The following is a 15,391-nucleotide window of genomic DNA, read 5'->3' on the forward strand; positions in this document are numbered from 1 at the left end:
CGGCCCTTACCCTCGACACTCAAAGAACCCGCTCCGCCCCCGGCGGCGCGGACGGCCGCGGACGATGGCCCGACGGGGCGGGAAGGGCTCGGCATGAAACTGACCGTGGTGGGATGCTCGGGGAGCTTCCCGTCCGTGGACTCCCCGTGCTCCAGCTACCTGGTGGAGGCCGACGGCTACCGCCTGGTGGTCGACCTCGGCAACGGCGCGCTCGGCAACCTGCAGAAGCACACCGGCCTGTACGACGTCGACGCGGTGCTGCTCAGCCACCTGCACGCCGACCACTGCATCGACCTGTGCGCCTACTGGGTGGCCCGCAACTACCGGGTCGAGGGCTGCCCCGCCCCGCTGCCCGTGTACGGCCCCGCCGGCACCGCCGACCGGCTGGCCCGCGCCTACGACATGCCGGAGAAGCCCGGCATGACCGAGGTCTTCGACTTCCGCGACCTCGGCGACGGCGCCCGGCTGTCCCTCGGCCCGTTCACCGTCACCGCGGCCCGGGTCAACCACCTGGACTGCGAGGCCTACGGCTTCCGGATCGAGGCGGACGGCCGCAGCGTGGTGTACTCCGGCGACACCGGCATCTGCCAGGACCTGGTCGAACTCGCCCGCGGCGCCGACCTGTTCCTCTGCGAGGCGGCGTACACCCACGGCAAGGAGACCTTCGACTCCATCCACCTCAACGGCCGGCAGGCCGGCGAGCACGCCGCCCGGGCCGGCGTCGAACGCCTGGTGCTCACCCACATCCCGCCGTGGACCGACGCCGAGCACAACCGCCGCGACGCCGCCGCCGCCTTCCCCGGCCCGGTCGACCTGGCCCGCGCCGGAGCCGTCTACGAGCTGTGAACCGGCGTCAGCCAGTGCCGGTACCGGACGTCCTCGCCGTGCACCGCGGCCCGGTACGCCTTCCCTAGGAGTGCGGTCAACTCTCCCTCGCCCGAAGGTAGTTCACGGTCATCGAGGGAGGCGACCGGGACCACCCCGGCGGCCGTCCCGGAGATGAACACCTCGTCGGCGGCGTACAGGTCCGAGCGCAGCAGCGGCTCCACCCGGACCTCGACGCCGAGGTCCCGGGCCAGCGTCAGCACGGTGTCCTGGGTGATCCCCTCCAGCGCGCCCGCGCTCGCGGGCGGGGTGCGCAGCACCCCGCCCCGCACCGTGAACACGTTCTCCGAACTGCACTCGCCGACCGTCCCGTCCGGGGCCAGCAGCAGCGCCTCGTCGTAGCCGGCGTCGGTCGCCTCCCGCCGGGCCAGCGCCGAGTTCAGGTACGGCCCGGTCGCCTTCGCCGCCGGCGGCACGGAGTTGGGGTCGGTGCGCCGCCAACTGCTGGTCGTCAGCCGCAGCCCGCGCCCCGTCGGCAGGTGGGCCGGCCACTCCCAGGACGCGATCGACACGCTGGTGGGGGAGTGCCGCATGTCCAGCCCCATCGAGCCGTACCCCAGGAACGCCAGGTGCCGCAGGTAGCACTCCCGGTGGCCGTTGGCCGCCACCAGCGCCACCGTCGCCGCCGCCAACTCCTGGCAGGTGTAGGGGAGTTCGATGCGCAGCATGCGGGCGCTGCGGTCCAGCCGGGCCAGGTGGTCGGCCAGCCGGAACACCGCCGGCCCGTCCGCCGTCCCGAACACCCGGGTGCCCTCCAGCACCCCGGTGCCGTAGTGCAGCGCATGGGTCAGCACGTGGACGCGGGCCTCCTGCCAGGGCACCAGCGCGCCGTCGAACCAGATCACGGAAGACTCGGGAATCGCCATGCCGCCCATCCTGGAGACCTCGGCCCGCCCGGCGAAGAGCACCGGTCCCGCCGGATCCGGCCATGGCCGCCACCGGCGGGCCCGTCTCGCATGCTGAAAACCACCGGTCCGCCCACCGGCCGCGGCCCTACCCTCCGGAGGGTGGAGACCAGCACCGCCGTGTACGCCCGCCTGCTCGCCGACCCCGGCTGCACGCTGGCCGGCCTCCGCGGGGAACTCGGCTGCGGGGAGCAGGAGTTCGCCCGCGCGCTGGAGGAACTGCAGGCTCTCGGACTGCTCCGGCCGACCACCGCCACCACCAGCGGCCTGGCCGCCGTGTCCGTCGACAGCGCGGTGCGCCGGCTGCTGGCCGACTCCGACCGCCGGCTCGCCGGACTGCTCGGCGAGGCCCGCCGCACCCGCGAGCAGGTCGAGCACCTGCACAGCCACTACCTGCCGCTGCGCACCGCCGCCGCGCACGAACTCGTCCGCGGCCCCGACCGGATCGCCGCCCTGCTGGAGGACGCCGCCCGCTCGGCCCGCACCGAGGCGCTGTCGCTGCGGCCCGGCCAGGACCAGTCCGAGGCGGGCCTCGCCGGGAAGCTCGCCCGCGAGCGGATCGCGCTCGCCCACCGGGTGGCCCTGCGCACCGTCTATCCCGCGGCCGCCCTGCACCAGCCGGCCGTGCTCGCCCACGTGCAGGCGCTGACCGCCGCCGGCGCGAGCATCCGCGTCGCGCACACGCTGCCGCTCTGGCTGATCGTCGTCGACACCCGTCTCGCCGTTCTGCCCGCCCCGGGCGAACCGCCCGGCACCGCGGCCGTGGTGGTCCGCGACCCGGCGGTGGTCTCGGTGGTCCGCGAGCTCTTCGAGCAGTTCTGGGCGGGGAGTTGGGTCCCGTCGGAGCTGCTGGGCCGGGCGGCGCCGGACGACCGGCACCGGGAGGTGCTGCGCCTGCTCGCGGCCGGCCTGACGGATCAGGCGATCGGGCGGAAGCTGGAGATCTCGGACCGGACGGTGCGGCGGCTGGTCGCCGACCTCACGACGGCGCTGGGGGCGCAGTCGCGGTTCCAGGCGGGCGTGCACGCGACCAGGCTGGGGTGGATCTGACCGGCCGCCGGGGTCATTCGAAGTCGTCGTCCTCGCGTCCCGGGGTCTTCAGGTCGAAGCGGAGGATGACGAAGCGGAAGGTCGCGTAGTAGACCGCCGCGATCACCAGTCCGATCGGCAGGATCAGCCAGGGTCTGGTGGCGTAGCCCCAGTTGAGGACGTAGTCGATGACGCCGGCGGAGAAGGTGAAGCCGTGGTGGACGCCCAGGCCCCAGGTGACGGCCATGGAGAGGCCGGTGAGGACGGCGTGCGCGGCGTAGAGCGCGGGGGCGATGAAGACGAACGCGAACTCGATGGGTTCGGTGATGCCGGTGACGAAGGAGGTGAGGGCCAGCGAGACCATCATGCCGAGGACGGCGCGGCGGCGTTCGGGGCGGGCGCAGTGGGCGATGGCGATGGCGGCGGCGGGCAGGCCGAACATCATGACGGGGAAGAAGCCGGACATGAACTGGCCCGCGTCCGGGTCGAACTGGAAGAACCGGGTCTGGTCGCCCTGGAAGGTGCGGTCGCCGACGGTGTAGGTGCCGGCCTGCTGCCAGAAGAAGGTGTTGGCTATCTGGTGCAGGCCGAACGGCAGCAGGGCCCGGTTGACCAGGCCGAAGACGCCGGAGCCGAGGGCGCCGAGGCCGATCACCCAGTTGCTGAAGTCGTCGACGGCGGTGCCGATCGGACCCCAGCAGAGGCCGAAGAGGACGCCGAGGCCGGTGCCGACGAAGGCCATCACGATGGGGACCAGCCGGCGGCCGTTGAAGAAGCCGAGCCAGTCGACCAGCCGGGTGCGGTGCAGCCGCTGCCACAGGACGGCGGAGAGCAGGCCGACGACCACGCCGCCGAGCACGCCGGGGTCCTGGTAGGTGGCCGGGAGGTCCTTGCCGGGCAGGACGACGTACTCGCTCTTGGGGAAGGCGGTGAGCACCTGGTGGTAGGTCAGGAAGCCGACCAGGGCGGCGAGCGCGGTGGAGCCGTCGGCCTTCCTGGCGTAGCCGATCGCGATGCCGACGCAGAACAGCAGCGGCATCCAGTCGAACACGGCGTGGCCGGACGCGGCGAAGACCTCGGCGACCTTGGTCCAGCCGAGGCCGTTGGGGCCGAACACGTCGTCCTGGCCGAGACGCAGCAGGATGCCGGCGGCGGGCAGCACCGCGATGGGGAGCTGGAGGCTGCGGCCGATCTTCTGGAGCGCGGGGAAGACCCGTGCGCGCAGGGCCGGTCCGCCCGGTGCCGTCTGCGAGTTCGGTGCGGTCGTACTCATGGCGGACGGTTCCTCACGGCAGCGCGATTCTGGTCTAGACCACTGGTGGCCCGGTCCAGTTTCTAGCACGCGCCGATCGGGCTCCGGAACCTTTTGGGGATCGCCGAGGACAAGCGCTGCGGAATCGAAACCTTCGGGGGGTTGACGTCCCGTCAGCCCGGGGACGGCACCGCGCCCCCGGTGGGAATTGTCTCCCACCGGGGGCGCCGGAGGCGAATGCGTCAGGCCTTGGTGACGTCCTCGACCTCCTCGTCGTCCTCGCGGCCCGGTGTCTTCAGGTCGAACTTGACGATGATGAACCGGAACAGCACGTAGTAGACCACCGCGAAGCAGAGGCCGATCGGAATGATCAGCCACGGTTTCGTGGCCAGGTTCCAGTTGATGACGTAGTCGAGCAGTCCGGCCGAGAAGCTGAAGCCGTCGTGGACGCCGAGCCCCCAGGTGACCGCCATCGAGGCGCCGGTGAGCAGGGCGTGCACCGCGTACAGCAGCGGGGCGACGTAGGCGAAGGAGTACTCGATGGGTTCGGTGACGCCGGTGACGAAGGAGGTCAGCGCGACCGAGGTCATCAGGCCGTAGATCTCCTTGCGCCGGTGCGGCTTGGCGGCGGCGGCGATGGCCATCGCGGCGGCCGGGAGCGCGAACATCATGATCGGGAAGAAGCCGGAGGTGAACTGGCCGGCCGTCGGGTCGCCCGCCAGGAAGCGGTTGATGTCGCCGTTGACCACTTGGCCGTCCGGCTTGGTGAAGCTGCCGAACTGGAACCAGACGAAGGTGTTCAGCAGCTGGTGCATGCCGATCAGCAGCAGCGCGCGGTTGGCGACGCCGAAGATGCCGGCGCCGCCGGAGCCGAGGTCGGCGAGCCACTGGGAGAAGTCGTTCAGGCCGGTGCCGATCGGCTTCCAGACCCAGACCATCAGCGAGCCGAACAGCAGGCCGACCAGGGCGGTGATCATCGGGACCAGGCGGCGGCCGTTGAAGAAGCCCAGCCAGTCGACCAGCCGCACCCGGTGGAAGCGCACCCACAGCCAGGCGGAGAACAGGCCCATCAGGATGCCGCCGAGCACGCCCGGGTTCTGGAAGGCGGCGTTCTCGGCCACGTCGGCGGTGAAGTCCACGCACTGGTTGCCCTTGAGCACCGCCCCGGCCTTGCAGGCCTCCGGGAACGCCTGCAGGACGTTGTAGTAGACCAGGAAGCCGGCCACCGCGGCGAGCGCCGTCGAGCCGTCCGCCTTCTTGGCCATGCCGATCGCCACGCCGATGCAGAACAGCAGCGGCAGGCCGAGGGCCGAGTTGAGCAGCGCGCCGCCGGCCGCGGCGATGGCGGTGGCGACCTTGTCCCAGCCGAGCCCGTCGGCGCCGAAGATGTCGGGCTGTCCGAGCCGGTTGAGGATGCCGGCGGCGGGCAGGACGGCGACCGGCAACTGGAGGCTGCGGCCCATCTTCTGCAGGCCGCCGTAGAAGGTGTGCCACCAGGTGCTCTGATGAGCCGTGGCGCCTGTTGAACTCATTCGTCGGCCCTCCGCGTTCCGTGCCCGCTCTCGTCCGTCCGTGGTCGGGGCCCGGAACACCGGCGGACCGTCCGGCGTTGTCCGGAGTACACCTACGATTGGTGTAGACCATTTTCGAGGCCGGTGGCGGTCCGCGGGGTTCGAGAACCCGGTGATCGTCATCCTCGGGCGGTCCGCGCGAGGGCCGCGCGCGGAGCTAGCCCGAAAGTGGACTAACGTGGCATACCGGCTGAAATCGGGTGATGCTGGTCGCGCCGTCGGAGGGCGCGGCAGACTGATTCCGAGTCACTTCCGGCCGGCACCACCGCACACGCAGTACGGCACCCGGCGACCGACCGCCGAAGCGCCGAGACAGAGGGAGAAAGACCATGGCCAGCAAGGCTGAGAAGATCGTCGCCGGTCTCGGCGGTATCGAGAACATCGACGAGGTCGAGGGCTGCATCACCCGGCTGCGCACCGAGGTCCACGACGCCTCCAAGGTCGACGAGGCCGCGCTCAAGGCGGCCGGCGCGCACGGTGTGGTGAAGATGGGCACCGCCATCCAGGTCGTCATCGGCACCGACGCCGACCCGATCGCCGCCGAGATCGAGGACATGATGTGAGCTGAGCCGGCCCGGCCCGCCCCACCTCGACGGCCCGCCCCGGACTCCCGGCGGCGGGCCCTCGCACGTCCGGGCGCGGGGCCCGGACCCGGACGGGATACGCTCGTTCGCATGTCACGCATCGACGGCCGCACCCCCGACCAGCTCCGCCCCATCACCATCGAACGGGGCTGGAGCAAGCACGCCGAAGGCTCCGTCCTGGTCTCCTACGGCGACACCAAGGTGCTGTGCACCGCCAGCGTCACCGAGGGCGTCCCGCGCTGGCGCAAGGGCAGCGGCGAGGGCTGGGTCACCGCCGAGTACGCCATGCTGCCCCGGGCCACCAACACCCGCGGCGACCGCGAGTCGGTGCGCGGCAAGATCGGCGGCCGCACCCACGAGATCAGCCGGCTGATCGGCCGCTCGCTGCGCGCCGTGGTCGACCACCGGGCGCTCGCCGAGAACACCATCGTGCTGGACTGCGACGTGCTCCAGGCCGACGGCGGCACCCGCACCGCCGCGATCACCGGCGCGTACGTGGCGCTGGTCGACGCGGTGTCCTGGGCCCGCGGCAAGAAGCTGCTGCGCGCCAAGGGCCAGCCGATCACCGGCGGCGTCAGCGCGGTCAGCGTCGGCATCATCGACGGCGTCCCGATGCTCGACCTGCGCTACGAGGAGGACGTGCGGGCCGAGACCGACATGAACATCGTCTGCACCTCCGACGGGCGCTTCGTCGAGGTCCAGGGCACCGCCGAGGGCGCCCCGTTCGACCGGGAGCTGCTCAACCGGCTGCTCGACCTGGGCAGCCTGGGCTGCGCCGAGCTGGACGAGATCCAGCGCAAGGCCCTGGAGCTGTGAGCCGGCCAGGAACCGCGGTGGGCTGAACGGCCGTCAGAACCGAAGGGTGACCCGCGCGTGCTGTACAGCCGCGCGGGAAGACCCTTAACGTTCGCTGTGAGCCAGCACACCCTCCTGGAGGACTCGCCGATGCAGCAGCCGCTCAGCATCAACCGCACCACCGCGCTCGCCGTCGCCGCGCTGGTGCTGATCCTGCCGCTGAGCGCGGTCAGCTGCTCCGCCGCGGAGAAGGCGGTGAGCTGCGCCAACACCGCGGTGCAGATCTCCACCGACGTGGCGCAGCTGGGAACGGCGTACAACAACGCGGACAAGGACCCGGCCGCCGCCGGCGAGGCGCTGAAGAAGATCAAGGGCGACCTGGACAAGATCGGCCGCAACTCCAGCGACGCCGACCTGGCCAAGGCCGTCGGCGACCTGCAGGCCCAGGTCGACAAGGTGCAGACGGCCGTCGACAACAACCAGGTACCGGACCTCGGGCCGCTCGGCGACGCCGCGGGCCGGGTCAGCAAGGTGTGCACGGGCTGACCCCGGCCGCTGGTTAGGCTTGCGGCATGACCAAGCGACTCGTTCTCGCCACCCGCAACCAGCACAAGGTCGCCGAACTGCGCGACATCCTCGGCGCGGCCGGACTGGAGGTCGAACTGGTCGGCGCCGACGCCTTCCCCGAGGTGCCGGACGTCCCGGAGACCGGCGTGACCTTCGCCGAGAACGCCCTGCTGAAGGCGCACGCGCTGGCGAAGGCCACCGGAATCCCGGCGGTCGCCGACGACTCCGGGCTGTGCGTGGACGTGCTCGGCGGGGCGCCCGGCATCTTCTCCGCCCGCTGGGCCGGCCGGCACGGCGACGACAAGGCCAACCTCGACCTGCTGCTCGCCCAGCTCGGCGACATCGCGCCCGAGCACCGCGCCGCCTCCTTCGCCTGCGCCGCCGCGCTGGCCCTGCCGGACGGCACCGAACGGGTCGTCGAGGGCCGGCTGCACGGCACGCTGCGCACCGAGCCGGCCGGCGCCAACGGCTTCGGCTACGACCCGATCCTGCAGCCGCTCGGCGAGAGCCGGACCTGCGCCGAGCTGAGCCCCGAGGAGAAGAACGCGATCAGCCACCGCGGACAGGCGTTCCGCTCGCTCGCCCCCGTGGTCGCCGAACTGCTCGGCTGAGACGCCGCGCCCGCACCCGCGCGAGGCCCGCCCGGAATGCTCCGGGCGGGCCTCGCGCAGTTTGAAATCCGGTGCGGCCTGAGGGACTCGAACCCTCACGAGATCTCTCTCACGGGCACCTAAAACCCGGGCGTCTGCCAATTCCGCCAAGACCGCAGGCAATGACTTCCCCGTCATGCTACTTGTCCGTCACCTCGGCGTGCACCACCCTTTCGGGCGGCGTCCGGTCCCCCCGCCGGGCCCGAGCAGCGGAGCGGCCCCAGGCCCGGACGGGCCACATCCGCGCGCCCCGCAGGCCGGCGCCCGTTGAAGGCCAGCGCCGCGCCGGCGACCGCGGCGGGTACGCCGCGGGCGTGAAGCAGCGTCAACTCTCCCTCGAGTAGGCCGGATCGTCCGAGTGCGGACGGTTCGGCCTTTCTCGCCAAGTTGGTACAGACCTGTTGACGCGGGTGGTCCAGACCTTTTAAGTTCGGCGGAACTTCCCCCACATGTGCATGCCCTCCCACAGGCGTGCACGCGACACTCTCTCCCGGAGGACCGAGTGTTGATCCGACACACGACGGCGCAGCGTCCCACCGCTGCGGGCCGTCAGAAGACCGGCCGCAAGGTGGCGTTCGCCGCCACCGCGGCGGCGGGGCTGGCGGGCCTGCTCATGGGCACGCTCGGCGTCGCGCCGTCCGCCGCCGCCGTCGACAACCAGGCCTGTCGTCCCGACGGCATGTACACCACGCCCGGCGTCGACGTCCCCTACTGCAACGTCTACGACACCAGCGGCCGCGAGCAGATGGGCGCCGACCACCAGCGCCGCGTCATCGGCTACTTCACCGGCTGGCGCACCGGCAAGGACGGCACGCCCGCCTACCTGGTGAACAACATCCCGTGGGACAAGGTCACCCACCTCAACTACGCGTTCGCGCACGTCGCCAGTGACAACACCCTGTCGGTGGGCACGGACGGCCCGGACAACGCCTCCACCGGGATGACCTTCCCGGGCGTGGCCGGCGCGGAGCTCGACCCGTCGCTGCCGTACAAGGGCCACTTCAACCTGCTGACCAAGTACAAGAAGCAGTACCCGAACGTCAAGACCATGGTCTCGGTGGGCGGTTGGGCCGAGACCGGCGGCTACTTCGACGACTCGGGCAAGCGGGTCAACTCCGGCGGCTTCTACTCGATGACCGTCAACGCGGACGGGTCGGTCAACCAGGCCGGCATCAACACCTTCGCGGACTCCGCCGTCGCCTTCATCAAGAAGTACGGCTTCAACGGCGTCGACCTCGACTACGAGTACCCGACCTCGATGAAGGACGCGGGCAACCCGCTCGACTACTCCATCTCCAACGCCAAGCGCGCGTCCCTGATGAAGGGCTACGCGGCGCTGATGAAGACCATGCGCGAGAAGCTCGACCGGGCCTCCGCCGCCGACGGCAAGTACTACCTGCTGTCGGTCGCCGCCCCGTCCTCGGGCTACCTGCTGCGCGGCATGGAGACCTTCCAGGTCACCCAGTACCTGGACTACGTCAACATCATGTCGTACGACCTGCACGGCGCCTGGAACAAGTACGTCGGACCGAACGCCGCGCTGTACGACGACGGCAAGGACGCCGAGCTGGCGGCCGCCAACGTGTACGGCACCTCGCAGTACGGCGGCATCGGCTACCTGAACGGCGACTGGGCCTACCACTACTTCCGCGGCGCGATGCCGGCCGGCCGGATCAACCTCGGCGTGCCGTACTACACCCGCGGCTTCCAGAACGTCCAGGGCGGCACCAACGGGCTGTGGGGCACCGCCTCCACCACCAACTGCCCGGCCGGCTCCGGCCTCACCACCTGCGGCGACGGCGCCGTCGGCATCGACAACATCTGGCACGACCTGGACGACAACGGCAAGGAGTCGCCGGCCGGCTCCAACCCGATGTGGCACGCCAAGAACCTGGAGAAGGGCGTCCTGCCGGACTACCTCTCCAAGTACGGCGTCAAGGACACCGCGCTGAACGGCACCTACACCCGCAACTACAGCTCCTCGCTGGTCGCGCCGTGGCTGTGGAACGCCGACAAGAAGGTGTTCCTGTCCACCGAGGACGAGCAGTCCATCGGCGCCAAGGCCGACTACCTGGTCAACCAGGGCGTCGGCGGCGCGATGATCTGGGAGCTCGCCGGCGACTACAAGTGGGACGCCACCGCCAACGGCGGCAAGGGCGAGTACGTCCAGGGCTCCACGATGACCTCGCTGCTGTACGACAAGTTCAAGTCGGCCTCGGCGTACGGCGCGACCCGCTCCACCGTCGCGCTGCCGCAGCAGACCCTGCCGATCGACGTGTCGTTCACCGCCTTCGCGCTGGGCGACAACAACTACCCGATCAACCCGAAGATCCACATCGTCAACAACTCGACCGTCACCCTGCCGGGCGGCACCGAGTTCCAGTTCGACTACTCGAACTCCGCGCCCGGCAACGCCGCCGACCAGTCCGGCTTCGGCTCCAAGGTGATCCGCGCCGACCACACCGGCAGCAACGTCGGCGGCCTGAAGGGCACCTACAACCGGGTCTCGCTGAAGCTGCCGACCTGGCAGTCGCTGGCCCCCGGCGCCTCGGTGGACGTCGCCTTCGTCTACTACCTGCCGGTCTCCACCCCCGCCAACTGGACCGTCAACGTCGGTGGCACCCTGTACGGCATCGCCGGCGACTACACCCGCGGCACCACCGCGGGCACCGGCTCGCCGTCGCCCAGCGCCTCGGCCTCGGCCTCCGCGTCGGCCTCGCCCTCGCAGTCGGCGTCCCCGTCGGCGTCCGCGTCGGCCAGCGCCTCCGCCTCGCAGTCGGCGTCGCCGTCCGCGTCCGCCGGGAACTGCTCCGGCGCTCCGAGCTGGAACGCCGGCACCACCTACGCCACCGTCACCAAGGTGTCGTGGAAGGGCCACTACTACCAGAACAAGTGGTGGACCGCGGGCGAGGACCCGTCGCTGAGCGGCGCCTGGGGCGTCTGGACGGACCTCGGGGCCTGCTGATCCCGAGCCCATGAACGGCGGTGGCGGTCGACCCGGTCGGGGGGTCGGCCGCCACCGCTGCCGTTCTCCGGCCCTACTGGCCGACCTTCAGGTCCTTCAGCAGCTTCGCCACGTGCCCGGTCGCCCGGACGTTGTACAGCGCCCGCTCGACCTTGCCCTGCTCGTCCACGATCACCGTGGAGCGGATCACGCCCTGGTAGGTGCGGCCGTAGTTCACCTTCTCGCCGTACGCGCCGTACGCCTCCAGCACCGCGTGCTCCGGGTCCGACAGCAGCGTGACCTTCAGGTCCTCCTTCTCGCGGAACTTGCCGAGCTTCTCCGGCTTGTCCGGCGAGATGCCGATCACGTCGTAGCCCGCGCCCGCGAACACCTCCAGGTTGTCCGTGAAGTCGCAGGCCTGCTTGGTGCAGCCCGGGGTCAGCGCCGCCGGGTAGAAGTACACGACTACCTTCCGGCCCAGGTGGTCGGCCAGCGACACCTGGTTGCCGTCGGCGTCGGACAGGGTGAAGGCGGGGGCGGTGTCGCCCGCCTGCAGACGCTCGCTCACGATGGTGCTTCTCTCCTCTGAGCCGGGACGGGGTGCTCGTACTGCTGGCCAACCTACCTCCGTTGGAGGGTGGCGCTGCGCGAGCGCGACACGGAGCTGACAGACTGTCGGTGGAGAGAAGTACCTAGCGGTAACAGAGATGGGGTGGCCCCAGTGGCAGCGAGCAGCAAGGACACGTCGGCACCGCGCACGACGGCCCAGATCGAGGCGGACATCGCCGGGACCAGGGACAGGCTCGCCGCGACCCTCGACGAGCTCGCCATGCGCGTGCACCCGGCCACCGTCGCCGCCCAGACCAAGGCCAAGCTGCGTGCGACGGTCGAGCAGAAGGCCGGCAAGGCGTACGTCGCCGCGAGCGGCGCCGTCGAGCAGGTCAAGTCCAAGTTCGTCGACGAGGACGGCCGGCCCCGCCCCGAGCGGATCGTGCCCGCCGCGCTGGTCGGCGTCGGAGTGGTGCTGCTGATCGCCTCCGCGAAGCGCCGCCGCAAGGGCTGAGGCGTCCGCCGGGACGGCGGGGTCACGGGCCGGGAGCCCGGGACCCCGCCGTTTTCGGTGTCCGGTACCGTCGGGGCGTGAGTGAGAACGACACGCGAAGCACGGCCGGGCACGGCGACGAAGGACGGCACGACCGGCTCGGGGAGAAGCTCCCGATCCGGATGCTGCACGACCGGGTCCTCGTCAGGACCGAGACCGGCGAGGGCGAACGCCGCTCCACCGGCGGCATCCTGATCCCCGCCACCGCCGAACTGTCCCGCCGCTGCGCGTGGGCCGAGGCGGTGGCCGTCGGCCAGAGCGTCCGGTCCGTGGAGCCGGGCGACCGGGTGCTCTACGACCCGGAGGACAAGCTGGAGGTCGAGGTCCGCGGGGCGACGTACGTGCTGCTCCGGGAACGCGACCTGCACGCGGTCGCGGCCGGCCGCTTCGGGGACCTGGAGGGGTCGACGGGTCTGTACCTGTGACGGAGCCCGACCGGGGTCGCGGCGCGCGCGGCCCGCGGTCCGGGCCGGGGAGGCGAGGAACGGGATGGGCGTCTACTCGGCCGTCGCCCGCGGCGCGTTCCGGCGGTACTCGACGTACCGGGCGGCGACGGTGGCGGGGGCGGTCACCAACACGGTGTTCGGGGGGATCCTGGCCTCGACGATGCTCGCGCTGTGGCACGCCCGGCCGGGGCTGGGCGGGTACGACGCGCGGCAGGCGGTGACGTACATCTGGATCAGCCAGGCGCTGCTGGTGACGGTGGCGGTGTGGGGCGGCGGGTTCCAGGACGACGTGCAGGCGCGGTTCCGCAGCGGGGACATCGCGATCGACCTGTACCGGCCGGTGGACTTCCAGGGGTGGTGGCTGGCCTCGGACCTGGGGCGGGCGGCGTTCCAGCTGGTCACCCGGGGCGCGGTGCCGATGGCGGTGGGGGCGCTGGTGTTCGACCTGACGCTGCCCCGGCAGCCGCTGGTGTGGGCCGAGTTCCTGCTCGCCGTCGCGCTGGGGCTGCTGGTCAGCTTCGGGCTGCGGTTCCTGGTCTCGCTGACCGGGTTCTGGCTGCACGACGCGGAGGGGGTGCGGGCGGCGATGACGGTGGTGTCGATGTTCTTCTCCGGGACGCTGCTGCCGCTGGCGCTGTTCCCCGGCCTGCTGGGCGAGTTGGCCCGGGTGCTGCCGTTCTCGGCGCTGGTGCAGCTGCCCGCCGACGTGCTGCTGCAACGCCGCACCGGACAGAGCCTGCTGAACCTGTACGCCTTCCAACTGGCCTGGGCGGTCGCCCTGCTGGCGGCGGGCCGGGCGGTGCAGGCGCTCGCGGTGCGCAAGGTGGTGGTCCAGGGTGGTTGAGGACGAGCCGCTCGCCGCCCGGGCCGGATGGGCGGTGCGGTCCTGGTGGCTGATCGCCGCGATGTGGGCCCGGTCGATGCTGACCTACCGGGCGTCGTTCGTGCTGAGCCTGGCCGCGAACGTGCTGATCACGTTCCTGGACTTCGCGGTGCTGATCCTGATGTTCCAGCACACCCGGCAGCTGGCCGGCTGGACGCTCGCCGAGACCGGGTTCCTGTACGGGACGAGCTCGGTGGCGCTCGGCACGGCCAACTTCCTGGTCGGCTCGGTCGGCGACCTGGGGGAGCGGGTGCGGACCGGGGCGCTGGACACCATGCTGATCCGGCCCGCCCCCGCACTGTCCCAACTCGCCGCCGAGCGCTTCTCGTTGCGGCGCCTGGGCCGGCTGGTCCAGGCGTTCGCGGTGCTCGGCTGGTCGCTCGCCGCGCTGGACGTCCAATGGACCTGGGACCGGGTGCTGATGGTGCCCGCGCTGCTGGTCTGCGGCTCGGTGATCTTCTGCGCGGTCTTCGTGGGCTGCTCGTGCGTGCAGTTCTGGTGGGGCGACGCCGCCGAACTCCAGAACTCCGTCACCTACGGCGGCGCCACGCTGCTCCAGTACCCGCCGACCGTGTTCGCCAAGGAGGTCGTCGCCGGCACCGTGTTCGGGGTGCCGCTGGCGTTCGTCAACTGGCTTCCCGCCCTGCACGTCCTGGGCCGGCCCGACCCGCTCGGGCTGCCCGTCGCGTTCCGGTTCGCGTCGCCGCTCGCGGCCGCGCTGTGCGTGCTGGCGGCGGCGGCCGCCTGGCGGACCGGACTGCGCGCCTACCGCTCCACCGGCAGCTGACCCCGAAGAAGGAGGAAACCGTGGCGGTGATCGAGGTCGAGGACGTCCGGCGGAGCTTCACCGTCCGCACCGGCAACGGCCGTTGGCGGCGCGAGAAGCGCGAGGTGCGGGCCGTGGACGGGCTCACCTTCCAGGTCGAGGAGGGCGAGTGCGTCGGCTACATCGGGCCGAACGGGGCCGGCAAGTCGACCACCGTGAAGATGCTCACCGGCATCCTGGTGCCCAGCGGCGGACGCCTGCGGGTCGCCGGCGTCGACCCCGCCGCGCGGCGGACCGCGCTGGCCCGGCGGATCGGCGTGGTGTTCGGCCAGCGCACCACCCTGTGGTGGGACCTGCCGCTGCGCGACAGCTACGAACTCGCCCGCCGGATCTACCGGATCCCCGACGCCCGCTACCGCGCCAACCTCGACCGGTGCGTCGACCTGCTCGACCTGGGCGCGCTGCTGGACACCCCGGTCCGTCAACTCTCGCTCGGCCAGCGGATGCGCGGCGACCTCGCCGCCGCCCTGCTGCACGACCCGAGCGTGCTCTACCTGGACGAGCCGACCATCGGACTCGACGTGATCAGCAAGACCAAGGTCCGCGAGTTCCTCCGCGAGACCAACCGGGAACAGCGCACCACCGTGCTGCTCACCACCCACGACCTCACCGACATCGAGCAGCTGTGCGGCCGGGTGATGGTGATCGACCACGGCCGGCTGGTCCTGGACGGCCCGCTGGAGCAGCTGCACGCGGCCGGCGAGAGCGAACGCACCCTGGTGGTCGACCTGGCCGCCGCACACCCGCCGATCGAGCTGCCCGGGGTGCGCACCGTCAAGGTCGAAGGCCCCCGGCAGTGGCTGGCGTTCCCGGCCCGGCAGAGCGCCGCGCCACTGGTCGCCGCCGTCGCCGAACGCTACCCGCTGGTCGACCTCTCGGTGCGCGAACCCGCCATCGAGGACGTGATCGCCCGGATCTACGCCGGCGCCGCCGAACCCGCCGTCTGACCTCG

Annotated in this window: 16 protein-coding genes and 1 tRNA gene; 12 read left to right on the forward strand and 5 right to left on the reverse strand. The window is 71.5% G+C overall.

Annotated elements, in window-relative coordinates:
• Positions 1 to 93: 93 nt before the first annotated feature.
• Positions 94 to 846 carry an MBL fold metallo-hydrolase gene (locus tag ACFV1L_RS03040; protein WP_380362328.1) on the forward strand — a complete coding sequence of 251 codons (753 nt, stop codon included), beginning with the start codon at positions 94 to 96 and terminating at the stop codon, positions 844 to 846.
• On the opposite strand, the gene ACFV1L_RS03045 is transcribed toward ACFV1L_RS03040, so the two are convergent.
• Entirely contained in the window at positions 834 to 1,751 is a 918-nt protein-coding gene (locus ACFV1L_RS03045) for a branched-chain amino acid transaminase (RefSeq protein WP_380362330.1), read from the reverse strand. The two genes, ACFV1L_RS03040 and ACFV1L_RS03045, sit on opposite strands and share 13 nt — an antisense overlap.
• 141 nt (positions 1,752 to 1,892) lie before the next feature.
• Between ACFV1L_RS03045 and ACFV1L_RS03050 the strand changes: the two genes are divergently transcribed.
• A complete protein-coding gene (locus ACFV1L_RS03050; protein WP_380362332.1) occupies positions 1,893 to 2,840 on the forward strand; it encodes a LuxR C-terminal-related transcriptional regulator in 948 nt (315 codons plus the stop codon).
• Positions 2,841 to 2,853: 13 nt separating this feature from the next.
• Here ACFV1L_RS03050 and ACFV1L_RS03055 read toward each other — a convergent pair whose 3' ends face one another.
• A complete protein-coding gene (locus ACFV1L_RS03055; protein ID WP_380362334.1) occupies positions 2,854 to 4,092 on the reverse strand; it encodes a PTS transporter subunit EIIC in 1,239 nt (412 codons plus the stop codon).
• A 221-nt stretch (positions 4,093 to 4,313) separates the two neighbouring features.
• A complete protein-coding gene (locus tag ACFV1L_RS03060) occupies positions 4,314 to 5,603 on the reverse strand; it encodes a PTS transporter subunit EIIC (RefSeq protein WP_380362335.1) in 1,290 nt (429 codons plus the stop codon).
• Between the two features lie 368 nt (positions 5,604 to 5,971).
• Here ACFV1L_RS03060 and ACFV1L_RS03065 point away from each other — a divergent pair, with 368 nt between their 5' ends.
• From ACFV1L_RS03065 to rdgB, 4 genes are all read left to right on the forward strand, one after another.
• Positions 5,972 to 6,205, forward strand: a complete 234-nt coding sequence (locus tag ACFV1L_RS03065; protein ID WP_014135942.1) for a glucose PTS transporter subunit EIIB — start codon at positions 5,972 to 5,974, stop codon at positions 6,203 to 6,205.
• 111 nt (positions 6,206 to 6,316) lie between these two features.
• Positions 6,317 to 7,042, forward strand: coding sequence for a ribonuclease PH (gene rph, locus ACFV1L_RS03070; protein ID WP_380362337.1), 726 nt, complete (start codon positions 6,317 to 6,319; stop codon positions 7,040 to 7,042).
• A 96-nt stretch (positions 7,043 to 7,138) separates the two neighbouring features.
• Positions 7,139 to 7,567, forward strand: coding sequence for a hypothetical protein (locus tag ACFV1L_RS03075; RefSeq protein WP_380362338.1), 429 nt, complete (start codon positions 7,139 to 7,141; stop codon positions 7,565 to 7,567).
• Positions 7,568 to 7,593: 26 nt separating this feature from the next.
• Positions 7,594 to 8,199, forward strand: a complete 606-nt coding sequence (gene rdgB, locus ACFV1L_RS03080) for an RdgB/HAM1 family non-canonical purine NTP pyrophosphatase (protein ID WP_380362340.1) — start codon at positions 7,594 to 7,596, stop codon at positions 8,197 to 8,199.
• A 72-nt stretch (positions 8,200 to 8,271) separates the two neighbouring features.
• Here the strand turns inward: rdgB and ACFV1L_RS03085 are convergent.
• Positions 8,272 to 8,355 (reverse strand) — tRNA-Leu (locus ACFV1L_RS03085).
• Between the two features lie 496 nt (positions 8,356 to 8,851).
• On the opposite strand from ACFV1L_RS03085, the gene ACFV1L_RS03090 reads away from it, so the two are divergent.
• Positions 8,852 to 11,203 (forward strand): chitinase C-terminal domain-containing protein, encoded by a 2,352-nt coding sequence (locus ACFV1L_RS03090; protein WP_380362512.1) that lies wholly within the window; start codon positions 8,852 to 8,854, stop codon positions 11,201 to 11,203.
• Between the two features lie 73 nt (positions 11,204 to 11,276).
• Here the strand turns inward: ACFV1L_RS03090 and bcp are convergent, their stop codons facing one another.
• Positions 11,277 to 11,750, reverse strand: a complete 474-nt coding sequence (gene bcp, locus ACFV1L_RS03095; protein WP_380362342.1) for a thioredoxin-dependent thiol peroxidase — start codon at positions 11,748 to 11,750, stop codon at positions 11,277 to 11,279.
• Positions 11,751 to 11,903: 153 nt separating this feature from the next.
• Between bcp and ACFV1L_RS03100 the strand changes: the two genes are divergently transcribed.
• The 5 genes from ACFV1L_RS03100 (at position 11,904) to ACFV1L_RS03120 (ending at position 15,386) form a co-directional block, all read left to right on the forward strand.
• A complete protein-coding gene (locus ACFV1L_RS03100) occupies positions 11,904 to 12,245 on the forward strand; it encodes a DUF3618 domain-containing protein (protein ID WP_380362343.1) in 342 nt (113 codons plus the stop codon).
• Between the two features lie 161 nt (positions 12,246 to 12,406).
• Positions 12,407 to 12,709, forward strand: a complete 303-nt coding sequence (locus ACFV1L_RS03105; protein ID WP_051732111.1) for a co-chaperone GroES — start codon at positions 12,407 to 12,409, stop codon at positions 12,707 to 12,709.
• 64 nt (positions 12,710 to 12,773) lie between these two features.
• On the forward strand, positions 12,774 to 13,574 hold the full coding sequence (locus tag ACFV1L_RS03110) for an ABC transporter permease (protein ID WP_380362345.1): 801 nt from the start codon (positions 12,774 to 12,776) through the stop codon (positions 13,572 to 13,574).
• 61 nt (positions 13,575 to 13,635) lie between these two features.
• Positions 13,636 to 14,400, forward strand: coding sequence for an ABC transporter permease (locus ACFV1L_RS03115; protein ID WP_380362514.1), 765 nt, complete (start codon positions 13,636 to 13,638; stop codon positions 14,398 to 14,400).
• Positions 14,401 to 14,420: 20 nt separating this feature from the next.
• Positions 14,421 to 15,386, forward strand: a complete 966-nt coding sequence (locus ACFV1L_RS03120) for an ATP-binding cassette domain-containing protein (RefSeq protein ID WP_380362346.1) — start codon at positions 14,421 to 14,423, stop codon at positions 15,384 to 15,386.
• Positions 15,387 to 15,391 lie beyond the last annotated feature (5 nt).

It is taken from the genome of Kitasatospora sp. NPDC059646, from assembly GCF_042734615.1.
GTDB lineage: Bacteria > Actinomycetota > Actinomycetes > Streptomycetales > Streptomycetaceae > Kitasatospora.

Coding starts and splice junctions, on each gene's coding strand:
- ACFV1L_RS03110 (WP_380362345.1), top strand. CDS start 12,774: ATGGGCGTCTACTCGGCCGTCGCCCGCGGCGCGTTCCGGCGGTACTCG.
- ACFV1L_RS03040 (WP_380362328.1), top strand. CDS start 94: ATGAAACTGACCGTGGTGGGATGCTCGGGGAGCTTCCCGTCCGTGGAC.
- ACFV1L_RS03055 (WP_380362334.1), bottom strand. CDS start 4,092: ATGAGTACGACCGCACCGAACTCGCAGACGGCACCGGGCGGACCGGCC.
- ACFV1L_RS03045 (WP_380362330.1), bottom strand. CDS start 1,751: ATGGCGATTCCCGAGTCTTCCGTGATCTGGTTCGACGGCGCGCTGGTG.
- ACFV1L_RS03115 (WP_380362514.1), top strand. CDS start 13,636: ATGTGGGCCCGGTCGATGCTGACCTACCGGGCGTCGTTCGTGCTGAGC.
- rph (WP_380362337.1), top strand. CDS start 6,317: ATGTCACGCATCGACGGCCGCACCCCCGACCAGCTCCGCCCCATCACC.
- ACFV1L_RS03065 (WP_014135942.1), top strand. CDS start 5,972: ATGGCCAGCAAGGCTGAGAAGATCGTCGCCGGTCTCGGCGGTATCGAG.
- ACFV1L_RS03060 (WP_380362335.1), bottom strand. CDS start 5,603: ATGAGTTCAACAGGCGCCACGGCTCATCAGAGCACCTGGTGGCACACC.
- rdgB (WP_380362340.1), top strand. CDS start 7,594: ATGACCAAGCGACTCGTTCTCGCCACCCGCAACCAGCACAAGGTCGCC.
- ACFV1L_RS03105 (WP_051732111.1), top strand. CDS start 12,407: ATGCTGCACGACCGGGTCCTCGTCAGGACCGAGACCGGCGAGGGCGAA.
- ACFV1L_RS03090 (WP_380362512.1), top strand. CDS start 8,852: ATGGGCACGCTCGGCGTCGCGCCGTCCGCCGCCGCCGTCGACAACCAG.